This is a genomic window from Sphingobium scionense, assembly GCF_014197035.1.
In the GTDB taxonomy this organism is placed as follows: Bacteria; Pseudomonadota; Alphaproteobacteria; order Sphingomonadales; family Sphingomonadaceae; genus Sphingobium; species Sphingobium scionense.
Genome location: NZ_JACIEU010000010.1, coordinates 69,056 through 91,269, shown reverse-complemented (window position 1 = coordinate 91,269; position 22,214 = coordinate 69,056). Strand labels below are relative to the sequence as shown.

Sequence of the window (22,214 nt, the reverse complement as noted above, 5' to 3'; positions counted from 1 at the left end):
AAAAGGGGCGCTCCCGGCAGGAGCGCCCCTTTCTATTTCCGTCCGGTCCGCTGCCTTCAGAAGGGCAGCTTGTAGAGGTTCACTGCATTGTCCTGCAGCACCTTCTTCTTCACCGCGAAGTCGTAGCCGCCCAGCACATCCTTGAGATGCTCCTGCACGCCCGGATAGAGCGAGGTGGGGTGCGGGAAGTCGGTTTCGAACATCAGCTTGTCGACGCCGATCGTTTCCAGCAGCAGCTTGGGCGCGACCTTCTCGAACCAGAAGGTGACCCAGAAATGGTCGCGGAAATATTCCCACGGCCGTTTATGCAACATGCCCATCTTGCTCGGCAGCATCTCGTTGAACTGATGCTCCAGCGCCTCGATCGCGAAGGGCACCCAGCCCGCGCCGCTCTCGATCAGGCCGATCTTGAGCTTGGGATGGCGGTCCAGGCGGCCCGACACCATCCAGTTGCCCAGCGTCGCGGCATTGCCGATCGAGAACATGGTGGCGACCACCGACAGCGTCTGTTCAAAGCCGAAGCCATCCCAGGTGAGCGTATTGGGATCGATCGCCGCATTGAGGTGGAAATTGATCGGCAGGCTTTCGGCCTCGCACATTTCCAGGAAGGGCGTCCAATAGTCATTGAGGAAGCTCGGCACGCCGACGCGCTCGGGCGTATCGGGCAGCACGAAGCCGCGCAGACCCATGTCGACGCAGCGCCGCGCTTCGGTCTCCATCGCCTTCTGGTCCCAGAAGGGCAGATGGGCCATGTTGAAGATGCGCTCGCCCGACACCTGCTGATATTCGGCCGATGCGTCGTTATACATCTGGATGATCGCGACCGCGAGGTGGGGGTCGCCCAGCGACATCAGCGACCCGGCCTGGGTCACGCCCGAATTCTGGAAGCCGATCTGGGCATAGATGCCCATATCGTCCATCGCCTGCAGCCGTTCCTTCATCAGGTGGCCGCCCGGATGTGCCTGTTCCAGTTTGGGGAAGGCGAGGCGGCCGAGCAGCTTGTTATTGTCGGCGCGAATGACGTTGCCGCCCATCGATCCGAAATTGCGGTCGCCCACATACCAGCGTTCGACCCCGTCGGCGTCCTGCTTCACATAGGGCACCTTGGCCTTGTACTTGGCCGGCGCGCGCGAAGTGAACAGGTCGGGCGCCTCGGTGATATGGGTGTCGGTATCGACGATCTTGATGCCGGCCAGCGACGGGTCGAGCCCGCCCGACTGGGTGCTGTAATCGACCTCGCGGATGACGCCGCCTTCGGTATAGCCTTCGGCCGACCAATATTTGCGGGCGGCCTGGGCGTCGGCGACGTCCTTGTCCTTCACATCAGCCATGCTTCACCTCCAGCGCGCCCTGCCAGCTGGCCGATTCGAAGATCGGCTGGACGGAGGCGGCCGGCGACTGTTCCTCGACCGAGCGGCGGACAGCTTCATTAAGCGTGCGCTGCAGGCCGGCGGCATCGATCTGGTCGGACGGTTCATAGACGAAACCGATCGCCAGCGGCTGGCCGTCGGGCATATGGGGCAGCAGCATGGCGGTGACGTCGGCGATCGAACCGAAGCCGGCAAAACCACTGATATGACCCTCGTCACGGCAGCGCTGCACCTGACCGGCGACATCGGCGAAGACGAACTTGCGCTCCTGCGGCGCTTCGGCATTGAGGCGGCGGATCAGGCCGTCGCGGCGCGGCTGCGGCACGGTCGACAGCATCAGCAGGCCGGCAGCGGAATCGGTCAGTCGTTCCTGCCGGCCACCGGCGAGGCCATTATTGGCCGAGGTGCGCAGCGCCTTCTTGCCGGCGCGCCAGTGAACGATCTGGATGTTGAGGCCGACCATGCCGAACACGGCAATGCCAAGGCCGGTCTGGGCCGACAGGCGGTCGATCAGGCCGTTGAGGACACCATCGCGCACCATGCGCGGCTGGATTGCTGCACCCAGCATCGCGGCGCGCGGGGTCGGCGAATAGGCGCGCGAACCCGGATCCTTGTGGAGCAGGCCCAGATCGACCAGGCTCGACAGCAATTCGGACGTGCTCGACTGCGGGCGGTCGAAGCGACGGACAATGTCCATCACCGTCGCCTGCGGATGATCCTCGTCGAAAAATTCCAGTACCTCGACCACGCGCTTGGCGATCTTCGCCTTGTTGGACTCGGTCTTGGCTACCCTCGGCTTATGGGACTCGATCAGAGCCATGGTTCCTCTCCTTCGTTATTGAACATGGTTGTTCACTAACGCTGGAGGACTGTCAACAAAAAATGAGATGCCCTCGTTTATGTGATATTCTCTGTCTCATTCTGCGTGCCGTGCGACATATTCGCAAAGAGAGTCTGAAGCGCGCGTCGATCCGTCTTGAGCGATGGGGTGCGCGGCAAGGTGCTGACAAACATCCATTTTACGGGAACGTGGGTGGCCGGAAGATGATGGCGCACATGCGCTTCCAATGCTGCGCTCGCTGGTGCAGCATGACCGGGGTGCAGACGGATCGCAGCGACGGGTACTTGCCCCAGCCGGTCGTCCGCCATGCCTGTCACCGCTGCCTCGGCGACGCCGGGGTGCAGCATCAGTGCCCGCTCGATCGACTCGGGCAGCAATTTGAAGCCGCCCCGGATGATCGCGCCGTCTGCCCGGCCGCGCAGGAACAGAAAATCATCGGCGTCGATCAGGGCGATGTCGGACGTGCGAATCCAGTCCGGGCCGATCCGGGGCGAAATGACTTCCAGCAGTCCTTCGGTGTCGGGTGGCAGCGCCATGCCGGTTTCGGCATCGACGATGCGCAACTGCGCGCCCGGCATGGCGCGGCCCACCGATCCGATCTTGCGGGCACCCCATTCGGCATGGAGCGCGGCGGTCATCGACGCCACCGGTCCGGCAAATTCGGTGGCGCCGTAGGAGAGCAGGATGGGGATGCCGTAGCGCGCCTCGAACGCCTGCTGGACGCCGGGATCGAGCGGCGCCGCGCCGCAACCGATTGCGCGGAGCGAAGCGAGGTCTTCGACCGGTATGTCGGCGTCCAGCACGGCCTGCACGCTGACCGGCGGCAGGCCGCCATGGCTGGGCCGCCAGCGCCGCACATCGGCATGCCAGGCGGCGAGCGAGAAGCGCTCCAGCAGCTCGACCCGCTGCCCGCGTAGCAGCATCGGCAAGGTCGAATAGAGACCGGTGATATTGCCGAGCGGAAAATAGAGGAGGAAGGGCGGTGCGGCCTGTGGATCGTCCGCCTGCTGCCGGGTCAGCGGGGTCGAGAGGAAATGCCGTTCGAGCAGCGCATAGGGCACGGCGAAGCTTTTCGGCGGGCCGGTGGTGCCGCTGGTCAAAATCTCGATCTGTGGCGCGGCAGGGCCATGGCGCTGCCGCGCCAGAGGCGATGCCAGTGCATGGCCGGGCAGGGCGGCCGCGATCATGCCGTCGATCGCGACCGCTACTATAGCTTCGGCGGCCAGCACCGCTCGAATCTCCGGCCCGATATCCTCGGCAAAGGCGACCAGCGCGGCGGGCGCCATGCGCGCCAGATCGCGGGCGATCGCGGCGTCCGACTGAAAGGCATAGATCATGCGAATCGTCCGCCCCCGCGCAATCAGGCCCAGCAGCGCGGCGAGCGCCGCCGGCCGATTGCGCGCGACGAAGGCGACTGGAGCGTCCGGGGCAATGCCGCTCGCATCCAGCGCGGCCTGGATCTCTTCGGCTACCGCGCGCAGCGCTCCCCAAGCGATCCATTCGCCCTCATAAAGGATCACTGCCTGATCGGCGGGCCGTTGTAGGGCGGCGGCGGCGAGCGCGCGCAGACTGGGATGATCCGTCTCCATGGCGCGATATTGCGGTAGAGCGCGGCGTTGGTCAGCCATTGTCCGCAACGCCCTGGCGATCAGTGCTGCGTCCGCCTTTGCCGCGCGTTGGCCCGGTCCTACCCTGCCACCCATGTCCGGCCCTGCCGCCCTGATCGACCCCGATGGCCTGACGCTGCCCTGGACCGGGGAGGCGCAACCCTATGGCCTGATCGATCTCGACCAGGCGCCGCGCACTGATGCCCCGCTGCATCTGCCGCCCTTTCCCTTGCTGGGGATCGGCGACCCGAGCCATCCGCTCGCGCCGCGGCTCGATGCGTTGGTCGAACTGCCGGTGTCGCTCGGTGCGATCACGCAGCAGATCGCGGCCCAGCCGGAAGCGGCGCGGGTGCTGGTGCAATTGCTGCGGCTGATCGATAGGATGGACCCGGCCCAGGCGCTGGTCGCCGAATCGCTCGCTTATGGTCTGCTTCAGGGCAGCGCCGGTCATGCTCGCTGGCTGGCCGCGCAAATGCCCGCGCCGGTGCAATCGCCCGGCACCATCCGGGTCGATCGGGATGGCGACCGGCTGTCGATCCTGATCGATCGGCCCGACGCCCATAATGCCATCGACCGCGATCTGCGCGACGGGCTGCGCGCGGCGTTCGATATTGCCGCGTTCGATCCCGATATCAGCCATGTCAGCCTGCGCGGGGCCGGGCGCAGCTTCTGCACCGGCGCGGACCTCAGCGAATTCGGCACCACGCGCGATCCGGCGACTGCCCATGATATCAGGATGCAGACGCTGCCGGCCCATGCGCTGCTGGGATGCGGCGACCGGCTGTCGGTCCATGTACAGGGCGGTTGCGTTGGATCGGGCCTGGAAATGGCGGCCTTTGCCGGGCACATCACAGCCAGCGCCGACGCCTGGTTCCATCTGCCTGAACTGGCGATGGCGATCATTCCGGGCGCGGGCGGCTGCGTCTCGCTCAGCCGCCGGATCGGGCGTCAGCGCGCAGCGCTGATGATCCTCTCGGGCAAGCGGATCAATGCCCGCACGGCCTTAGGCTGGGGTCTGGTTGATACGATCATGGACGATTGATCCACCGATCCACGTCATCGCCACATCCTGCGCCAATAAGCGGACCCGTGCCTGCCCCCAGGGGCGATCCAGCAGGCACAGGTCGGCCGGCGCGCCGATGGCGATACTGCGCTGTCGGCGCAGGTCCAGCGGATCGGCGTGATAGAGGGCCAGCGCCGCTTCGGGCGTCAGCGCCTCGTCCTGCCCGATCACTGCGCCATCTGCCGTTTCGCGCGATACCGCCGCGCGCATCGCCGCCCAGGGATCGGCAACGCCATAAGGCGCGTCGCTCCCCGCCGCCAGCACCAGCCCGGCGCGGGCGAAGCCACCCAGCCGATAGAGCAAGGGCCGCTCGCGCGGTTCGACATCGCGCAGATACTGATCGCCGCGCTCGGCGATGAAATGCGGCTGGCTCACCACCTGCACGCCAAGCTCGACCATCTGTTCCAGCAGCAGGTCTGGCGTGATGCCGGCATGTTCAATCCGGTCGCCCGGCCGCGCGCCGGCCTGTGCCAGCGCGGCAAGGGTGAAGACCAGTTCGGTCTCGGTCGTGCAATGGCTGGCGATCGCCCGGCCCTGATCATGGGCGGCGCGCAGGAAGGCGACGCACTGGTCGAAGTCGGGCAGGGCATTTTCATGCAGATGCAGCTTGGCCGGGCCGACCGCGATGCCGGGCGGGGGGGGCGCGTCGCCCGATGCGAGCGTGCCGGCGGCGACCAGATGCTGCGGCAGGTGGCCGGCCGCCCGTTCGGCGGCGAAATAGCGCAGGCTCGCGCCATCATTGCCGGGCGACATGTCGGTAACGCCGGTGACGCCATGGCGCGCCAGTTCTGTCCCCACCGCATCCAGCGCCGGTGGCGTGCCGCCCAGCACCCGGCGCAGCCAGCCATCCTCGTCGAACAAGCGCCCGGTCCAGCGCCCGTCGATCCACTCCAGTCCCGGCGGCGGGGCATCCAGTGCCAGCAACAGGTCGAGCGCCCGGCTGTTGAGCAGCCACATGCGCCCCGACCGATGCTGGATGCGCACCGGCCGTTTCGCCTGCCACCGGTCGATCGCCATCGCATCGGGCAAGCCGGCGACGCTTTCATGATAGCCGATGCCGCGCAGCCAGCCCTCGCCCGGCTGCGCCAGCGCGGCGGCCAGATCGGCTTCGTTCAACACGGCCGGCGGTCCGCAGGGCAGTGAGGCGCGGGCGACGGCATGGGCGGCGAGATGGATATGATGGTCGTGCAGGCCGGGCAGCAGGGCGCTGCCGCGTGCGTCGACCACAGGCTCACCGGGGAGCGTGGCAAGCACGCCGATCGCCGCGATCCGTCCGTTGGCGATGCGCAGGTCGGCGCGGCCCATGCCCCATGGTTCGGCGTCGCGGATCAGCACAGCCAGGCCCCATTATCCTGTCCCAGCGCCGCGACCGGTCCCGTGGTTCGCGCCGCAACGACGGGGAAGGGGGCGCCCTCGGCTTCGGTCCAGCGTTGCAGTGTCGCGGTAAAGCCGGCTGCGTCACGCGCTCGTTCCCAGCCGATCGCCTCGGCCACCACGGCGCTCATCGACAGCATCAGATGCGCGCCCGTGCCTTTATGCCACTGCGCCAATGCCTGCCGCGCAGCATGGAGGCCGGTCAGCGGGTCGGCGCAGGCATCGCCGCCAAAGCCGATCCGCCCGCTCGCCTCTCGCAGCGCGGCGCTCAGTCCCCCGGCGACGCTGCAATCATCGCCAAAGCCGATCCAGTGGGCGGCGTCGCCGTCTGCGCCATGGCCGGTGATCGTCACCCAGACCAGCCCCGGCACGTCGCGCACCAGTGCGTCGGCATCGATCCCCAGTTGCGCCAGCGCGCGGGGCCGGGCGGCGGCGATCACCATGTCGGCGCGGCGGATCAGCGCGATCAGCGCCGCCCTATCCTCCGTATCGCGCAGGTCGATCGCGACATTGGCCTTGTGCTGGTTCAGCCGCGCGAACAGCATCGGGTCGCCCTCGCGCATCCGGTCGGACCGGTTGCGGCTCTCCACCTTGACGACCTGCGCGCCGGCCAGCCCCAGCAAATGCCCGGCCAGCGGCCCGGCCCACAGCGCCGACAGGTCGATCACCAGCGGCGGACGGTCGCGCTTCGGCCGCGCACCCCCTGTCACCCTCAGGCGACAGGCGGGGCTGGCCGGCACTTCGTCGATCGCCGCGATCGCGAGGCCGAGCTGGCGCCCCTGTGTCACGATCGCGTTGGTCTGCGCAGTAGCGAAAGCCGTGACAATATCGCTGTCACTTTCGATGGTCGCATCACCGAACAGCGCCGGCATCAAGTCTCGGTCGTCGGTCCGCGCCAGGGTGAGCGCGACCTGTCCGTCGATCGTGTCGTAGAGATGGCACCCCCCACCGGCCGAGCGCCGGCCCGGTATCGAAAAGCCGTTCAGCGCCGCCCGCTCGCCCAGCAGTTGCACGCCGCTCAAACCATCCAGCGCCGGCGTTCCCGCCAGCGCCCGGATCGCCTCCAGTTGCGCCTCGGCCCAGCCGGCAAGCGGCAGGGCGAGAGCCATGTCAGGCTGCGAACAGCTTCTTGATTTCCCGGCGGAGGAGCTTGCCCATTTCATTATAGGGCAGGCTCTTAGCAAAGAGCACGCGCTCGGGCACCCGCGAAGAACGCAGCCGGGCGCGGATGACCTGCTTCAGCTCCTCGTCGGCCGGCGCCTCATGGCCGTCGCGCACGACCAAGATCAGGCCGACCGCCTCGCCCCATTCGGCCGACGGAATGGCGACCGCCGCCGCCTCGGCAATGGCGGGCAGGGCCAGCATCACATCCTCGATCTCGCCGGGCGAGATATTCTCGCCGCCGCGCACGATCACGTCGTCGGCGCGGCCCGACAGGAACAGATAGCCCTCGGCATCGATATAGCCGGCGTCGCGGGTCGGGAACCAACCATCGGCGTCGAGCGCGCTGCGCTCGCGATATTCGCCCGACACCTGGTCGCCACGGACATAGATTTCGCCCGGCTCGCCCGCAGGCAGGCAGCGGCCGTCCTCGTCCCTAATCTCGATCTCGACCGTCGGCAGCGGCCGGCCGACCGACGCCAGCCGGGCGCGGGCGGCGGGATCGGTTGCGGCATGGGCGGCGCGATGCTCGTCCGGCCCCAGCAGGGCGACGGTCGAGCTGGTCTCGGTCAGGCCATAGGCGTTGGTGAAGCCGGTGTCGGGAAACAGGTCGAGCGCGCGCTGGATCAGCTCCAGCGGCATCTTGCCGCCACCATAGGCGACCGCGCGCAGGTTGCTCAGGTCGGGTTGGACACCCTTGTCTACCGTCTCGATGATGCGCGAGAGCATGGTCGGCACGACGAAGGCATTGCTCGCCCGCTCGCCTGCCGCCAGATCGAGCCAGGCGGCCGGATCGAAGGCCGGCAGCAGCAATATGCGGCGCAGCGCATAGATGGAGCTGAGCAGGGCGGCGATGCCGGCGATATGATAGGGCGGCACGCTGACCAGCGCGGCATCCTCTTCGGGCGCGGCGCCGAATTCGACCGTGCCCAATATATAGGACACCAGATTGGCGTGGCGCAGGATCGCCGCCTTGGGCGCGGCGGTGGTGCCGCTGGTGAAGAGCTGGATCGCGACGCCATCGCCTTCGTCCGCCTCGATCGGTGCATCGGCCGCAGCGTCCAGCGCGGCGGTAACGAAATCGCCCCGCGCCAGCACCTTGTTGTCGGCCGAGGGGCAGAGCCGTTCGACCCGCGCGACATCGCCGATGATCAGCGCCGGGGTGATCCGCTGCAACAGCGCGGCCAGGTCCGCGTCGGCCAGCCGATAGTTGAGCGGCACATAGGGCACGCCGGCGATCGCCGCGCCGAACAGCGCCATCGCTGCTGCCTCGCTGCTTTCGTCCAGCAGCGCGACATGGCTGCAGCCGCTGTCCCGGATCAGCGCGGCGGCGCCGCGCGCGCCGGCCAGCAGCCGGGCGTAGCTCCAGCGCTGGCCGTCACAGACCAGGCCGATGCGGTCGGGCGCGGCATCAGCCGCCATTTCAAGGAACAGGGCGATGTTCATGGGGTGCGCGTCAGTCCGAAGCGGGCAGGGGCTTGGCGTCCTTGGGGCTCAGGGCGACGCCGTCGACTGACAGCGAACCCTTGCCCGGCTTGACGCACAGCAATTCGAAACTGCCGGCCGCATCGACATAGCGCTTGCCCATCAGCGTTCCGGCGCTGAAATCGGCGGCGGGCGTGCCGACCGCGTCCGGCTTGGCTTCGCCCATGGCGCTGCCGCCGCATTCGATCGCGCCGGTTCCGCTGCGGATCACCATCACTTCGGTGTCGCACACCGCGCTCTTCAGTTTCGTACCCGGTTTCATATCATTCCTGCCTTCCAGCCCCCGACATCCGCCCCTTCAGGCGATAGCGCCGCTGGCCTTCCATTGTTCAATCTGGTCCCACTCGACGCCCAGTTCCATCAGCACCAGTTCGGTATGTTCGGATGCCTGGGGCGATCGCGTGGTCTGCACCGGCTGGCCGTCAAACTGCACCGGGCCGCGTACCAGCCGCAGCGGCGCGCCGCCATCGGCGCCCTCCACCTCGATGATCATGTCGTTGGCGACGGCCTGCTCGTCGGTCAGCAGATCCTTGAAGCTCTGGATCGGTGCCCATTGCCCCTTCATCGTTTTCAGATGCTCGCGCCAATAGGCGAAGGGCTTCTGACCGAAAGCCTTGACCAATATGTCGCTCGCCGCGCCGGCATTCTCGATCAGCGCCAGCACATCCTTGAAGCGCGGATCGTCCGCCGCCTCGGGCACGCCTACATGGGCGAAGGTATCGGCGATCAGGCCGGTGGGGCTGACCATGCACAGGTTGATCGTGCCGCCGTCCGACGTATGGAAATTGCCCATGAAGGGGTTGCGCAGCGATCCGCCGGAAGACGGCATGCCGTTGCGGGTCAGGATGTCGGTTTCCATCACCTGCGCGATCAGCGCGCCCGATGCCCACCAGGCGCTCGACAGCAGCGAGACGTCCAGCTCGACCGCCTCGCCGGTCTGGGCGCGGTGGAACAGCGCGCCGGAAATGCCGCCGGCAATGAACATGCCGCCGATCGAGTCGCCAAAGGCAGGAATGCCCTGGGTCAGCGGGCCGGGCAGTTCTTCGGGCGTCATCGCATGGGCGACGCCGCTGCGCGACCAGAAGCAAGTGCCGTCGAAGCCGCCGACCTCGCGCTCCGGCCCCTTGTTGCCCAGCGCGCTGCCGCGGGCATAGATGATGTTGGGATTGGCCGCGCGGATATGCTCGATGTCGAACTTGTTCTTCTGCCGCACCTGGGGAAGATAGTTGGTCAGGAACACGTCGGCACTCTTCGCCAGCTCATAGAGCACGGCCTGGCCTTCTTCCGTCGACAGGTCGATGCCGACGCTGCGCTTGCCGCGATTGGGATGCTCGAACAAGGTGTGGCGCAGCGGGTCGAGCTGCACCCCGCCCATATTGAGGAATCCGCGCTGCGTGTCGCCGCGCACCGGATGCTCGATCTTGATGACGTCCGCGCCCCAGTCGGCCAGGATCGCGCCGGCAGCCGGCACATAGGTGAACTGCGCCACTTCCAGAACGCGCACCCCCTTCATCACCTGGGTCATAAAATCAGCCATCCCCTCATTCGCCGCATGATGCGACCTGTTGGGGAAAGGGTAGAAGCTGCGCCGGTCGCCGCAAGTCCGGCGGGCCTGCTATCGCTATCGCGATGCGCCCCGGTCGCCTAGCGCCGCGGCGATATTGCCGGCGTCGGCCGGGCCATGGGTTGAGCCGCCTCGCCGCTATGCCATAGCCGGTCCGAAAACAGATGTGGGAGACATGCCATGAAACTCGACTCTTCCCTGTCCGCGGTGGTGACCGGCGGTGCGTCGGGCCTGGGGCTGGCGACGGTGCGGGCACTGCGCGACGCCGGCGTGAAGGTCGCGATCTTCGATATCAACGAGGATAGCGGTCAGGCGATCGCGGGGGAGGTCGGGGCTACCTTCTGCAAGGTCGACATCATGTCGGAAGACAGCGTGCTGGCCGGTTTCGACGCGGCGCGGGCGGCGCAGGGGCAGGAACGCATCCTGGTCCATTGCGCGGTCGTGTCGAAGGGCGGCAAGACCGTGTCGAAGGACAAGGAGACCGGCGGTTTCAAGCGCATGTCGACGCAGGATTATGCGATTTCGGCTGAAGGCGTGTTGGTCGCCAGCTATCGCATGGCCTCGATCGCGGCGCTCGGCATGGCCGCGCTCGACCCACTGGAGGATGGCGAGCGGGGCAGTATCCTCCTGACCTCCAGTGCTGCGGCGCAGGATGGGCAGGTCGGCCAGGTCGCCTATGGCTCGCTCAAGGCCGGGGTCAACGGCATGGTGCTGCCGATGGCGCGTGACCTGATGGAACTGGGGATTCGCGTCAATGCGATCATGCCGGGCATCTTTGCGACGCCGCCGATGCTGCGCTTTAAGGACATGAATCCGGCCATGTATGAAAGCCTGAACAACAGCGTTCCTTTCCCCAAGCGCCTTGGAAAGCCGGAAGAATTTGCCGGACTGGCGCTGGAGATCACGCGCAACAGCTACATCAATGCCCAGCTGTTCCGCATCGACGGCGCGATTCGCTTTCCGCCGCGCTGAATCTCCGACGCTGCGTTCCTTGGGCGAAAAGGCCGCGTTCCGGGTGGACGCGGCCTTTTGTCTGCCTGTCCAAGCCGCTGTTCGCACATGCAAAAATAAATACTAAGCTAGGTTGACATTATCGCCGGCAATAGCTAACCTAGCTTAGTGTTAAGGGGATATCGTTCCTCGACCCGTTTTTAGTTGAAGAGGTTGTGCCATGACTCGTTTCGCCAAGATCGCCCTGTCGCTCTCCCTCGCCGCTGCTGCCCTGCCGCAGGTTGCTGCCGCTGGTGAAGCCGTCCAGATCAGCGCGGCCACCGCCGCTGCCGACTACAAGGGCAAGATGCTCTACACTGCGGGTGGTGATCGCCTGGCCGCCATCTATCGCGTCGCGGCCGACGGCAACGCCCAGATCATCCTCAACGGCAAGATGGTGAATGTTCCGGCGTCCAGCCTGACCGCCGCCGACGGCAAGCTGACCACCAGCCTGTCGAAGAAGGATCTGCTGACCGCGCACTAAGAGATCGCCGGGCGCGGCCTCCCCTGCGCCGGCCGATAGCGAATGGGCCGCTCCTTGCCGGAGCGGCCCTTTTTTATGTCCGGGAAGGGAGGGGCGCCGGGATAGCGGCAGCCTTCAGGGCTTGACGATATTTTCCGAAATGGTGTCGAGCAGGCTGTTCAGGCGCTTGAGATCTTCGGCCGAGAAACCGGCAAAGGCGACTTCCTCATTCTCCTGGGCGATGCCCGACAACTGCATGGTGATGGCCTGGCCGCGCTCGGTCAGGAATACGGCATGGGCGCGCCGGTCGTCATCCTTCTGCCGCCGCTCCAGCAGGCCGTCGGCGCAGAGCCGATCGATCAGCCGCCCGGCCGATGCCTCGGCCATTTCCAGCAGGTTGGCGATATGGCGCTGGGTCGTGCCGGGGTAACGCGCGACCGCCGCGATCACCGTCCATTGCGAACGGGTAACGCCCAGCCGCACCACGCTCTGGTCGAAATGCGCGCGCAGCTGACGCGCGATGATCGTCAGCTTCATCGTCGCGTTGCGCATCAGCGCCGGCGGGTTGTCGGCGAGTGTCTTGTCCTGCAGGCTTTCCATTGTGCGCGCAGCATAGCGCCATCGCGGCGAAACGAAAGCAGCCTCCTCCTGTTCGGCGCAGCGCGGCGGCCGGACGATCCGATCAGACACGTTCGATGATGATCGCGGGCGCCATGCCCCCGGCCGCGCACATGGTGATCAGGGCATAGCGACCGCCGCTGCGCTCCAGCTCGTCGAGCGCGGTGCCGATCAGCACCGCCCCGGTCGCGCCGATCGGGTGGCCGAGCGCGATCGCGCCGCCATTGGGATTGAGCTTGGCCCGGTCGACGCCCAGATCGCGGATGAACTTCTCCGTCACCACGGCGAAGGCTTCATTGACCTCGAACACGTTGATGTCGGCCACGGTCAGGCCGGCCTTGGCCAGCACCTTGCGCGCAGCCGGGACCGGGGCGTTCAGCATCAGCGTCGGATCGTCGCCGACATTGGCGGTCGCGACGATGCGGGCGCGGGGCTTCAGCCCATGGGCATCGGCATAGGCTTTCGATGCGAGCAGGATCGCCGCCGCGCCATCGACCACGCCTGACGAGGTGCCGGCATGATGCAGCGGTTCGATCGCAAGGTCGGGATATTTCTGGTTGATGAGCTGACGGAAGGTCGGTCCGTCCTGGCGCGAGGGCATGTCCATGAACGCGGCGAAGGCGGGTTTCAGGCCGGCCAGCTGCTCGGCGGTGGTGTCGGGGCGGGGATATTCCTCATGGTCCAGCACGACGCTGCCATCCTCGTCATGCACCGGCACGGTCGACTTGGCGAAGCGACCTTCCTTGAGCGCGATGCCGGCGCGGCGCTGGCTCTCGGCGCCAAAGGCATCCAGCTCTTCGCGGGTGATCCCCTCCATCGCGGCGATCGCGTCGGCGGCGACGCCCTGGTTCGACTGGGGATGCTTGTCCTGCAACCGCATATTGCCAGTGCCAAGCCCGCCAGCGGCCTTCACGCCCGCTTCGCGCAGCGACTGGCCATACCAGGTGACATAGGACATCATCTCGGTCCCGCCGGCGATCACCAGATCCTCCATGCCCGACATGATCTGCGCCGCGGCCAGATTGGTGGCGGTCAGGCCGCTGCCGCAGAAGCGATCCAGCGTCACGCCCGAAGCCTTGACGTCATAGCCCGCGTCGAGCGCCGCCATCCGGCCAAGATCGCCGCCCTGCAGCCCCATCTGTGCGCTGGTGCCCCAGATGATGTCGTCGACGTCGGCGGTGTTCAGATTGTTGCGGTCCTTGAGCGCCTTCAGCACCGCCACGGCAATATGCTGCGGGTGCATGTGCGACAGCGCGCCCTTGCCCATCTTGCCGATGCTGCGCGGGGTGCGGACGGCATCAATGATATAGGCGTCGGTCAAGCATCTTCTCCCGGTCTCTTTTCCCGCAGGCGCGGCTCTCGCATCCTATCGCATGGAAGCGGGATGGCCCCCAATCGCACAGGCGATTGATCGCGCGCCGATTGGCCTGCGTCGCCCGGCTGGTGCAGGCTGGACGGGCAGATGATGAGGAGGGAGAAGGATGGCGCAAGGCGATGTCGCGCAGGCGACGGGCGGCAGCTTCGCGCCGTTGCGCGAACCGGTGTTCCGCCGCATCTGGACCGCCAGCCTCCTTTCCAATTTCGGCCAGCTGATCCTGGGCGTCGGCGCGGCTTGGGAAATGACGCGGATGAGCGCATCGCCCAGCATGGTGGCGCTGGTCCAGACCGCGATGATGCTGCCGCTGATGCTGGTGACATTGCCCGCCGGGGCCTTTGCCGACATGTTCGATCGCCGGCGGATCGCGATGGCGGGCCTCGCCTTCTCGATGCTCAGTGCCGTGACGTTGACCCTACTGGCCTGGACCGGCCATACCGGCCCCTGGATGCTGCTTGCCTTCTGTTCGCTGATCGGCGCGGGCGTCGCGCTCTATTCGCCGGCCTGGCAGGCGTCGATCAGCGAACAGGTCGGGCCGCGCCTGCTGCCTGCGGCGGTCGCGCTCGGCACGATCAGCTATAATGTCGCGCGCAGCTTCGGTCCGGCGCTGGGCGGAATCATCGTGCTGGCCGCCGGCGCCCATGCCGCCTTTGCGATCAACGCCATCTGCTATCTGCCGCTGTTCCTCGCCTTCTTCGCCTGGCAGCGGCGTCATGTGCCCGCGCGCCTGCCGCCGGAACAATTCCACCGGGCGATGGTGTCGGGCATGCGCTATGCCCTGCATGCCGGGGCGATCCGCACGGTGCTGCTGCGCGCCTTCCTGTTCGGGCTGGCCGGGGCGTCGGCGTCCGCGCTGGCGCCATTGGTGGCGAAGGATCTGCTGGGCGGCGATGCCAGCGTCTATGGTCTGTTGCTGGGCGCCAGCGGGGTGGGTGCCGTGCTGGGGGCGTTGCTGGTCGGGCCATGCCGCGACCGGTTCGGAACGCAACGGACGACCGCCGTGCTGGCGCTGGTCAGCGGCATCGCGCTGGCGCTGGTCGGGGCCAGCCGCCATGTGCCGCTCACCTGCCTGGCGTTGCTGGTCGCGGGGGGCGCCAATATATTGACCATCGCCCTGTTCAACGTCTCGGTGCAGCTGTCGGCGCCACGCTGGGTGACGGCGCGGGCCTTGTCGCTCTTCTCCTCCGCACTGACCGGTGGCATCGCGATCGGCGCGCTGCTCTGGGGGCTGGTGGCGCAACGCTGGTCGGTCGATGTCGCCCTCTATGGATCGGGGCTGGCACTGGCCATTCTGCCGCTGCTGGGCTGGCTGCTGCCACTGCCGGAAACCAGCGAGGCGGATGTCGAGCCCTTTATCATCGCGGGCGAACCGGAAGTCGGCATGGCGCTCACCCGTCGTTCCGGCCCGGTCATCATCGAGATCGACTATGATGTCGACCCAGATCAGGCGCGCGATTTCTATGCGGCGATGGTGGAGGTGCAGCGCACCCGGATGCGCAATGGCGGCTTCAACTGGTCGATCGCGCGCGACATCGCCGATCCGGCGCTATGGACCGAACGCTATCAATGCCCGACATGGGGCGATTATCTCCACATGCGCGATCGCTTCACCCAGGCCGACAAGCTGGCGCAGCAGGTGGCGCGCGCTTTCGACCGCAAGGCGGGCGAGGTGCGGGTGCGGCGGCGGCTGGAGCGACCCTTCGGATCGGTCCGCTGGCGCGCCGATACGCCCGATCCGCGTCAGGATACGATCGGATATCTTGGCCCCTGAACGGCGCGCGGCAACGCCGAGGCGATGAGTACGGCGCTGGCCGCTTATCTGCGCGCGAGACCATCGTTCTCCGCACTATCATGTCTCCCATAGGGAAAGCCGGACCACCGGCGACCGATCATGGGAGGCAAGGATGATCCATCGGAAGACGCTTATTCGTTCGTCGGGCATTGGCGCGGCCATGCTGCTGGCCACGGTCTCGCACTTGGCCGTTGCACAGGAGGCTGCACCGCAGCCGGCCCAGAATGACCAGGATCTGATCATCGTTACCGCGCAGCGCCGCGCCGAATTGTCGCGCGACGTGCCGATCAGCATCACCACCGTCACCCAGGATCAACTGACCAGTGCCGGCGCCAGCCAGTTGACCGACATCGCCACGGTCACGCCGGCGCTGCGCTTCGACAGCGCCGCCGCCTTTGTCCAGCCGACCATTCGCGGCGTCGGCACGGCGGTCGCCAGTTCGGGCGGTGGCGCCAATGTCGGCATCTATGTCGACGGCTTCTACTCGCCCAACCCGCTGGCCGCCGATTTCCAGCTGATGAGCCTGAAAAGCGTGCAGGTGCTCAAGGGACCACAGGGCACGCTGTTCGGCCGCAACACCACCGGCGGCGCGATCCTGCTGACCACCGCCGATCCCAGCAGCGACGGCGCGGGCGAGTTCAAGGTCAGCTATGGCCGCTTCAACAGCCTGGCGGTGCAGGGCTATGCCACCTTCGGCGTGGTTCAGGATGTGGCGATGGATGTCGAAGGGCTGTTCCGGCGCGGCAACGGCTTCGTCCACAATGTCACCACCGGCAGTGACCGGGACGGACGCTACAGCAACTGGTCGGTGCGGACGGGGATCAAGGCGGACATCAGCGATTCCGTGTCGCTGCTGCTGCGCTACACCCATGGCGACACTGATGATCCGACCCTGCTCAACACCAATATCTATGTCGGCGACGATATTGGCGGCGCGGGCACCAACCTGCCGTCCAGCCTCTACGCGACCAAGCATAATGACGTGGCGACCGGCGGCCCGACCGAATTCCTGTCGAACAATGACGTGATCCAGGGCACGCTGAAGGCGGACCTGGGCTTTGCCGACCTCACCTCCTACACCCAGTATCGCGACGAAAATTCGCTGATCGTCGAGGATCTGGACAGCACGGCGGCGAACATCTTCCTGCTGCACATTCCGGTGCGCAGCCAGACCGTCTCGCAGGAATTGCTGCTGACCTCGAAGCCGGGCGGACCGCTGCAATGGACCGCCGGCCTCTTCTACTTCAACAACAAGGACCGATGGGGCACGCGGGTCGGCACGCCGACCGCCGGCGATCCGCTTGCCAGCATTGCGCTGGGCGGTTCGGGCACCAACAGCAAATCCTATGCCGCCTTTGCCGACCTCACCTATGCTTTCACGCCCGACCTGTTCCTGACGGTGGGGGGGCGCTACAGCCACGACAGGATCGGCGACGCTTACTATATCATCCCCTTCTCAGGCGTGCGCACCTATGTGCCGGACCTCAAGGGCAACAAGTTCACGCCGCGCGCGGTGCTGCGCTACAAGCCCAGCGAGGAATCGAGCGTCTACGCCTCCTATAGCAAGGGCTATAAGTCGGGCATTCTCGACGTCGGCGGCAATACGGGCAACAAGGTCGCGCCGGAGGATATCGACGCCTTTGAAGCCGGCTTTAAATATGATGATCGCCGCCTGTCGGTCGATCTGTCGGCCTATTATTATGATTACAAGAATCTGCAGGTGTCGCTTTATCGCGGCAACCCGCCTTCAGCCCAGATCATCAACGCCGCCTCGTCGGAAATCTATGGTCTGGAAGGCCAGCTCTCCTATCGGCTGACCGACCGGTTCCAGTTCAATGTCGGCGCCGCCTACACCCATGCACGCTACACCAATTTCGAGGATGCGCCGATCTATACCCGCTGCACCCTCGCCAGTTGCGCGGCGCAGGGGATCAGCTTCGTCGTCGTGCCGACCCAGCTCAACGACGTGCATATGCAGCGCACGCCCGACTTCACCGGCAATGTCGGCGCGCGCTACACGCTGGATCTGGCGGGCGGTTCGCTCGCCCTGTCGGGCAATCTCTATTACACCTCGAAATTCTATTTCGGCCCGTCCGGCACCCAGTTCGCGCAGAAGGGCTATGAGGTGCTGGCGCTGCGCGCGGAATGGACCGACGCTAGCGACCGTTTCTCGCTGGCCGTCTTCGGCGACAATGTCACCGACCGCCGCTACCGCACCCAGGTGCTCAGCAATAATTTCGGCATCGGCAATGTCTGGAGCGCGCCCGCGACCTGGGGCGTCCAGGCCGGCGTCAAATTCTGATCGGGCAGCAAGGGAGAGGATGGCGATGGGCAAGCACTATCGGGTGATCCAGTGGGCCACCGGCAATATCGGCGGCCGCGCCCTGCGCGCGGTGATCGAGCATCCGGGGCTGGACCTTGCCGGCCTGTGGGTCAGTTCGGCGGCCAAGGCGGGGCAGGACGCCGGCACGCTCGCCGGCACTCCGCCGCAGGGCATCGTCGGCACCAGCGATGTCGACGCGCTGGTCGCGACCCCGGCCGACTGTGTCCTCTATATGCGGCAAGGGACCGACATCGACGAACTGTGCCGGCTGCTGGCATCGGGCAAGAATGTCGTCACCACGCGCGGCGATTTCCACCACCCCGCCTCCATGGACCCGGATGTCCGCGCCCGGATCGAGGTGGCCTGCCAGGCCGGCAACAGCTCGATCTACAGCACCGGCTCCAGCCCCGGTTTCGTGACCGAGGCGCTGACCATTCCCTTGCTCTCGCTCTCGCGCCGGCATGACTGCCTGACGATCGACGAGTTTGCCGACATGGAAAGCCGGGATTCGCCCGACCTCCTGTTCAACATCATGGGCTATGGCGTTGCGCCGACCGCCTTCGACCAGCGCAAGGTCGATTATGTGAAGCATGATTTCGCCGGCTCGCTCGCCCAACTGGCCGACGCCGCCGGCATCGCGGTCGACCGGTGGGAAGCGTTCGGCGAAATGGCGGCGGCGACCCGCGATGTGGCGATCGCGGCCGGCACGATCGCCGCTGGCACGGTCGGCGCCCAGCGCATCACCATATCGGGGATGCAGGGCGACAAGGCCGTGCTGCGCTTCCGCGCCAACTGGTATTGCACCCGTGATATCGACCGGCCTGACTGGGAATTGCGCGAATCCGGCTGGCGTATCCGGGTGGAGGGCGACACCCCGCTCGACGTCCACATCAGCTTCCCGGTCGCGCCGGAAGATTATGCCGCCTTCACGCCGGGCCTGACCGCTCATCGCGCGGTGAATGCGATTCCGGCGGTCTGCGATGCGCCGCCGGGCATCCGCACCACCGCCGATCTGCCGCAGATCATCGCGCAACTGGGATGAGCATGGACAGGATCGATTTCACCGGCCGCACCATCCTCATCACCGGGGCGGGCGGGGGCCTGGGCCGCGCCTATGCGCTCGACATTGCCGCGCGCGGCGGCGCGGTCATCGTCAATGATCTGGGCGGATCGGTAACGGGGGAGGGGGCATCCTCGACCATGGCCGATGCCGTCGTGGCGGAAATCGTCGCGGCGGGCGGCATCGCGATCGCCAATGGCGATGATGTGTCGTCGCCTGCTGGCGCGCAGGCGATGATCGACCTCGCCATCGCCCGCTTCGGCCGGATCGACGCGGTGATCGCCAATGCCGGCAATATGCGCTTTGCGCCGGTCGAGGATCTGACGGCGGCCGATCTCGATGCGCTGCTCGCCGTCCATGTGCGCGGTTCCTTCAATGTCGCGCGCGCCGCCTGGCCACATATGCGCACGCAGGGCGGCGGCCGGCTGGTGCTGACCACATCGGGCGGGATGCTGGGGATGGGGCAATTGTCCGCCTATGGCGCGGCCAAGGGGGGCGTCATGGGGCTGATGCACAATCTGGCGGAGGAGGGGCGCCCTTATGGCATTCTCTGCAACGCTGTGATGCCCAATGCCGCCAGCCGCATGTCGGCGGGGATGAGCGAGGGGACGCTCGGCCATAATCCCTGGGGCCGGGTGCTCGGCCCCAGCTTCGATCCACGCTTCACCACCGGCCTCGTCGCCTGGCTGGCCCATGAGCGCTGCACCTCGACCCACAGCATCTATTCCGCGCTGGGCGGCCGGATCGCGCGGGTGTTCGTCGGCGCGACCAGGGGATGGGACCATGGGCTGGACGCGCCGCCGACTGCCGAGGATGTCGCCGCCCATATCGACATGATCCGCGACGATGGCGCCGGCTATGCCATCCCGACCGATATCTTCGACGAGTTCCGCATCGTGGCCGAGGGGCGGGGCTAGAGCATTCTGAAGTCGGCTGGAACAGCCGACGACTCGCAGAATGCGGCAAACAAAAGGAAATTAGAGCATCCTCCGATTCAACCTAATCGGAGGATGCTCTAGAAACCCGCCACCATCGCTTCGCTGAGCTGCCACAGCTTCAGCGCCTGCGCATCATCCTGTGCTGCGGCGGATGGCGTCAGTTCCGCGCGCTGATGGAAATAGCCGCCACTGCTTCGCCCCGGTTCCTCTGCGCTGGCGAGCCAGACCAGCGTGTCGGCGGCCTGCGCCGGCGTGACCGACCGGTCGAGGATCGATTCCATATAGGCTTGCATCGGCGCGTCGCAGTGGCTGGCGAAATTGCTGGCGACCACGCCGGGATGCATGGCGTGAGCGACGATGCCGTCACCGGCGACACGGCGGGCCAGTTCGCGGGTGAACAGGATATTGGCCAGCTTGGCATGGCAATAGGCCGCGCCGCCGACGAAATGGCTGGCGAAGCTCAGGTCGTCCCACTGGATGCCTGGACTCTGCTCATGCCCGGTCGAGGACACGGCGATCACGCGCACCGCGCCTGGCCCCCGCTTACGGGCAGCAGCCCGCAGATTGGGCAGCAGCTTTTGCGTCAACAGGAAGGGCGCGAGATGGTTGGAGGCAAAGGTCGCCTCGAACCCTTCGGGCGTGATCGTCCGCTCCGCCACCACGCCGCCGGCATTGTTGAGCAGGGCGTCGATCTCCGGCGTAAGCGTCGCAATCTCCCGCGCGGCTCGTGCGGTATCGGCCATGGACGACAGGTCGGCGCGCAGCATCGTGAAATCGCCGCCGGCATCGGCTTTGAGGTCGGCCTCCGCCGCGGCGCAACGGGCGGCGTCGCGGCCGATGCCGATCACCCGCCAGCCCTGTTGCAGCAGGGCGCGGGCGGCTTCCTTGCCGACGCCGGCGCTGGCGCCGGTGACGATCGCGGTGCGTTGGGTGTCGCTCATGCGTAGACGGGCTCCATATTGGGGGGGCGACGCCCCAGGGTCAGGAACAGGGCGGCGCCGGCCAGGGTGACGCAGGCGCTCAGCGCCAGGAACGGGGCATAGCTGCCCCAGATGCTCAAGGTGAGGCTGAGCGTCAGCGATCCCAGCGCCGCGCCGCCCGCGATCGCTGCGCCGACAAAGCCCATGACCAGGCTGAACACGCCCAGGCCAAAACGGCGCGAGACCAGATAGGCAGCGATGTCGCCCTCCGCCCCCTGCGCCAGCCCCATCATCGCGACGGAGAGGGCAAGGACGATGGTCGCATCGAGCGGCGAGGCCATCAGCGCCATGCCGATCGCCGGCATCGCCAGCGCCAGCGCAGCGACATGGTGCGGCGGCATCCGGTCGAGCGACAGGCCGCAGGCGAAGCGGCCGAGCAGCACGCCGATCGCATAGATGGAAATCAGCCAGGTCGCGGTCTGCGACGCGGCGCCGCTGTCCATCAGCACCAGCTTCATCTGGGCGGAGGCGAGTCCCTGCGGGAAATTGACCAGCACCATGCCGACGATCAGCACCCAGAAGGCGGGATTGCGAAAGATGACGCGGCTGCCGACCGGTGCCGACGCATCGGATTCCTCCGCCTCGTCATGCGGATGGATGCCGACATGCGCCGGCGTCAGCAGCACCGCGATCAGGCCGAAGACCAGGGTGACGCCGCCCATCAGCAGATAGCCGTTGCGCCAGCCCTGGCTCTCGATGAAGCCGCCGAGCAGCGGGGCGATCACCGCGCCGACCAGCGGCGGGCCGGTCATCACGATCGAGAAGGCAAGGCCGCGTGCCCGCTCGAACCGTTCGGCGACGATACGGGTATAGACCGGCGAAGTGGTGAGCGTGCCAAGGATGATCTGCAGCACGGCGACGGCGAAGAAGGCGCGAATGCTGCCGGGCTGGAAGGCGAAGCCCAGATAGGCGATCGGCCCGGCCAGCACGCCGACGGCGGAGACGGCGCGCACCCCGAACCGGTCGGTCAGCCGCCCGGTGATCGGCTGCATGATCAGCATCAGCATGCCGAAACTGCCGAGCAGCGCGAATTGCGATTTCTCCCAGCCGAACTCGCCGATCATCTTCGGCGCAAACAGGCTCATCGTATAGGCCGACAGGCCGATGCCGAAGCCCAGTCCCATCGTCGCGGCAAGCAGGGGGCGCCAATGCGTCCGCAACTCGCCCCAATAGGCCGATCCCATATCCCTCTCCTCATCTGGTACCGGCC

At 66.7% G+C, this 22,214-nt stretch carries 19 protein-coding genes; 7 read left to right on the top strand and 12 right to left on the bottom strand.

Going from position 1 to position 22,214, the window contains the following annotated elements; translation table 11 throughout:
* Nucleotides 1–56: 56 nt before the first annotated feature.
* The 3 genes from GGQ90_RS13315 to GGQ90_RS13305 form a co-directional block, all read right to left on the bottom strand.
* On the bottom strand, nt 57–1,331 hold the full coding sequence (locus GGQ90_RS13315) for an amidohydrolase family protein (protein ID WP_188082585.1): 1,275 nt from the start codon (nt 1,329–1,331) through the stop codon (nt 57–59).
* A complete protein-coding gene (locus GGQ90_RS13310) occupies nt 1,324–2,190 on the bottom strand; it encodes a helix-turn-helix domain-containing protein (protein WP_188082584.1) in 867 nt (288 codons plus the stop codon). The genes GGQ90_RS13315 and GGQ90_RS13310 overlap by 8 nt, the downstream gene beginning before the upstream one ends.
* Before the next feature lie 77 nt (nt 2,191–2,267).
* Nucleotides 2,268–3,839, bottom strand: coding sequence for a class I adenylate-forming enzyme family protein (locus GGQ90_RS13305; protein WP_188082583.1), 1,572 nt, complete (start codon nt 3,837–3,839; stop codon nt 2,268–2,270).
* Between the two features lie 73 nt (nt 3,840–3,912).
* Here GGQ90_RS13305 and GGQ90_RS13300 point away from each other — a divergent pair, with 73 nt between their 5' ends.
* Nucleotides 3,913–4,860, top strand: a complete 948-nt coding sequence (locus GGQ90_RS13300; protein WP_188082582.1) for an enoyl-CoA hydratase/isomerase family protein — start codon at nt 3,913–3,915, stop codon at nt 4,858–4,860.
* Here GGQ90_RS13300 and GGQ90_RS13295 read toward each other — a convergent pair.
* From GGQ90_RS13295 to GGQ90_RS13275, 5 genes are read right to left on the bottom strand one after another with little or no spacing between them, the layout of a single operon-like run.
* Nucleotides 4,822–6,216, bottom strand: coding sequence for an amidohydrolase family protein (locus GGQ90_RS13295; RefSeq protein WP_188082581.1), 1,395 nt, complete (start codon nt 6,214–6,216; stop codon nt 4,822–4,824). The genes GGQ90_RS13300 and GGQ90_RS13295 overlap by 39 nt on opposite strands.
* The gene (locus GGQ90_RS13290; protein ID WP_188082580.1) at nt 6,210–7,364 is read right to left on the bottom strand and encodes a CoA transferase; all 1,155 of its coding nucleotides are present in this window, start codon (nt 7,362–7,364) and stop codon (nt 6,210–6,212) included. Before GGQ90_RS13290 ends, GGQ90_RS13295 begins: the two co-directional genes overlap by 7 nt.
* Before the next feature lies 1 nt (nt 7,365).
* On the bottom strand, nt 7,366–8,862 hold the full coding sequence (locus GGQ90_RS13285) for a class I adenylate-forming enzyme family protein (protein WP_188082579.1): 1,497 nt from the start codon (nt 8,860–8,862) through the stop codon (nt 7,366–7,368).
* A gap of 10 nt (nt 8,863–8,872) precedes the next feature.
* Entirely contained in the window at nt 8,873–9,163 is a 291-nt protein-coding gene (locus GGQ90_RS13280; protein WP_188082578.1) for a hypothetical protein, read from the bottom strand.
* 36 nt (nt 9,164–9,199) lie between these two features.
* A complete protein-coding gene (locus GGQ90_RS13275) occupies nt 9,200–10,426 on the bottom strand; it encodes a CaiB/BaiF CoA transferase family protein (RefSeq protein WP_188082695.1) in 1,227 nt (408 codons plus the stop codon).
* A gap of 219 nt (nt 10,427–10,645) precedes the next feature.
* Between GGQ90_RS13275 and GGQ90_RS13270 the strand changes: the two genes are divergently transcribed.
* Together GGQ90_RS13270 and GGQ90_RS13265 are read left to right on the top strand one after the other, a co-directional pair.
* Nucleotides 10,646–11,437, top strand: coding sequence for an SDR family oxidoreductase (locus tag GGQ90_RS13270; RefSeq protein WP_188082577.1), 792 nt, complete (start codon nt 10,646–10,648; stop codon nt 11,435–11,437).
* A 199-nt stretch (nt 11,438–11,636) separates the two neighbouring features.
* On the top strand, nt 11,637–11,939 hold the full coding sequence (locus GGQ90_RS13265; RefSeq protein ID WP_099233781.1) for a hypothetical protein: 303 nt from the start codon (nt 11,637–11,639) through the stop codon (nt 11,937–11,939).
* Between the two features lie 114 nt (nt 11,940–12,053).
* Here the strand turns inward: GGQ90_RS13265 and GGQ90_RS13260 are convergent, their stop codons facing one another.
* Together GGQ90_RS13260 and GGQ90_RS13255 are read right to left on the bottom strand one after the other, a co-directional pair.
* Nucleotides 12,054–12,518 carry a MarR family winged helix-turn-helix transcriptional regulator gene (locus tag GGQ90_RS13260; RefSeq protein WP_004209468.1) on the bottom strand — a complete coding sequence of 155 codons (465 nt, stop codon included), beginning with the start codon at nt 12,516–12,518 and terminating at the stop codon, nt 12,054–12,056.
* 82 nt (nt 12,519–12,600) lie between these two features.
* The gene (locus GGQ90_RS13255) at nt 12,601–13,857 is read right to left on the bottom strand and encodes an acetyl-CoA C-acetyltransferase (protein ID WP_188082576.1); all 1,257 of its coding nucleotides are present in this window, start codon (nt 13,855–13,857) and stop codon (nt 12,601–12,603) included.
* Nucleotides 13,858–14,017: 160 nt separating this feature from the next.
* Here GGQ90_RS13255 and GGQ90_RS13250 point away from each other — a divergent pair, with 160 nt between their 5' ends.
* From GGQ90_RS13250 to GGQ90_RS13235, 4 genes are all read left to right on the top strand, one after another.
* On the top strand, nt 14,018–15,682 hold the full coding sequence (locus GGQ90_RS13250; protein ID WP_188082575.1) for an MFS transporter: 1,665 nt from the start codon (nt 14,018–14,020) through the stop codon (nt 15,680–15,682).
* A 133-nt stretch (nt 15,683–15,815) separates the two neighbouring features.
* Nucleotides 15,816–18,005 (top strand): TonB-dependent receptor, encoded by a 2,190-nt coding sequence (locus tag GGQ90_RS13245; protein WP_188082574.1) that lies wholly within the window; start codon nt 15,816–15,818, stop codon nt 18,003–18,005.
* 25 nt (nt 18,006–18,030) lie between these two features.
* On the top strand, nt 18,031–19,068 hold the full coding sequence (locus tag GGQ90_RS13240; protein WP_188082573.1) for an NAD(P)H-dependent amine dehydrogenase family protein: 1,038 nt from the start codon (nt 18,031–18,033) through the stop codon (nt 19,066–19,068).
* Nucleotides 19,069–19,070: 2 nt separating this feature from the next.
* The gene (locus GGQ90_RS13235; protein ID WP_188082572.1) at nt 19,071–20,003 is read left to right on the top strand and encodes an SDR family NAD(P)-dependent oxidoreductase; all 933 of its coding nucleotides are present in this window, start codon (nt 19,071–19,073) and stop codon (nt 20,001–20,003) included.
* A gap of 98 nt (nt 20,004–20,101) precedes the next feature.
* Here the strand turns inward: GGQ90_RS13235 and GGQ90_RS13230 are convergent, their stop codons facing one another.
* Nucleotides 20,102–20,965 (bottom strand): SDR family NAD(P)-dependent oxidoreductase, encoded by an 864-nt coding sequence (locus GGQ90_RS13230; RefSeq protein WP_188082571.1) that lies wholly within the window; start codon nt 20,963–20,965, stop codon nt 20,102–20,104.
* Nucleotides 20,962–22,188, bottom strand: coding sequence for an MFS transporter (locus GGQ90_RS13225; RefSeq protein ID WP_188082570.1), 1,227 nt, complete (start codon nt 22,186–22,188; stop codon nt 20,962–20,964). Before GGQ90_RS13225 ends, GGQ90_RS13230 begins: the two co-directional genes overlap by 4 nt.
* Nucleotides 22,189–22,214: the final 26 nt, after the last annotated feature.

What these genes read in the sequence shown, in the direction of transcription:
- GGQ90_RS13315 (WP_188082585.1), bottom strand. Translation starts at nt 1,331, where the DNA reads ATGGCTGATGTGAAGGACAAGGACGTCGCCGACGCCCAGGCCGCCCGC.
- GGQ90_RS13310 (WP_188082584.1), bottom strand. Translation starts at nt 2,190, where the DNA reads ATGGCTCTGATCGAGTCCCATAAGCCGAGGGTAGCCAAGACCGAGTCC.
- GGQ90_RS13305 (WP_188082583.1), bottom strand. Translation starts at nt 3,839, where the DNA reads ATGGCTGACCAACGCCGCGCTCTACCGCAATATCGCGCCATGGAGACG.
- GGQ90_RS13300 (WP_188082582.1), top strand. Translation starts at nt 3,913, where the DNA reads ATGTCCGGCCCTGCCGCCCTGATCGACCCCGATGGCCTGACGCTGCCC.
- GGQ90_RS13290 (WP_188082580.1), bottom strand. Translation starts at nt 7,364, where the DNA reads ATGGCTCTCGCCCTGCCGCTTGCCGGCTGGGCCGAGGCGCAACTGGAG.
- GGQ90_RS13285 (WP_188082579.1), bottom strand. Translation starts at nt 8,862, where the DNA reads ATGAACATCGCCCTGTTCCTTGAAATGGCGGCTGATGCCGCGCCCGAC.
- GGQ90_RS13280 (WP_188082578.1), bottom strand. Translation starts at nt 9,163, where the DNA reads ATGAAACCGGGTACGAAACTGAAGAGCGCGGTGTGCGACACCGAAGTG.
- GGQ90_RS13275 (WP_188082695.1), bottom strand. Translation starts at nt 10,426, where the DNA reads ATGACCCAGGTGATGAAGGGGGTGCGCGTTCTGGAAGTGGCGCAGTTC.
- GGQ90_RS13270 (WP_188082577.1), top strand. Translation starts at nt 10,646, where the DNA reads ATGAAACTCGACTCTTCCCTGTCCGCGGTGGTGACCGGCGGTGCGTCG.
- GGQ90_RS13265 (WP_099233781.1), top strand. Translation starts at nt 11,637, where the DNA reads ATGACTCGTTTCGCCAAGATCGCCCTGTCGCTCTCCCTCGCCGCTGCT.
- GGQ90_RS13260 (WP_004209468.1), bottom strand. Translation starts at nt 12,518, where the DNA reads ATGGAAAGCCTGCAGGACAAGACACTCGCCGACAACCCGCCGGCGCTG.
- GGQ90_RS13250 (WP_188082575.1), top strand. Translation starts at nt 14,018, where the DNA reads ATGGCGCAAGGCGATGTCGCGCAGGCGACGGGCGGCAGCTTCGCGCCG.
- GGQ90_RS13245 (WP_188082574.1), top strand. Translation starts at nt 15,816, where the DNA reads ATGATCCATCGGAAGACGCTTATTCGTTCGTCGGGCATTGGCGCGGCC.
- GGQ90_RS13240 (WP_188082573.1), top strand. Translation starts at nt 18,031, where the DNA reads ATGGGCAAGCACTATCGGGTGATCCAGTGGGCCACCGGCAATATCGGC.
- GGQ90_RS13235 (WP_188082572.1), top strand. Translation starts at nt 19,071, where the DNA reads ATGGACAGGATCGATTTCACCGGCCGCACCATCCTCATCACCGGGGCG.
- GGQ90_RS13230 (WP_188082571.1), bottom strand. Translation starts at nt 20,965, where the DNA reads ATGAGCGACACCCAACGCACCGCGATCGTCACCGGCGCCAGCGCCGGC.
- GGQ90_RS13225 (WP_188082570.1), bottom strand. Translation starts at nt 22,188, where the DNA reads ATGGGATCGGCCTATTGGGGCGAGTTGCGGACGCATTGGCGCCCCCTG.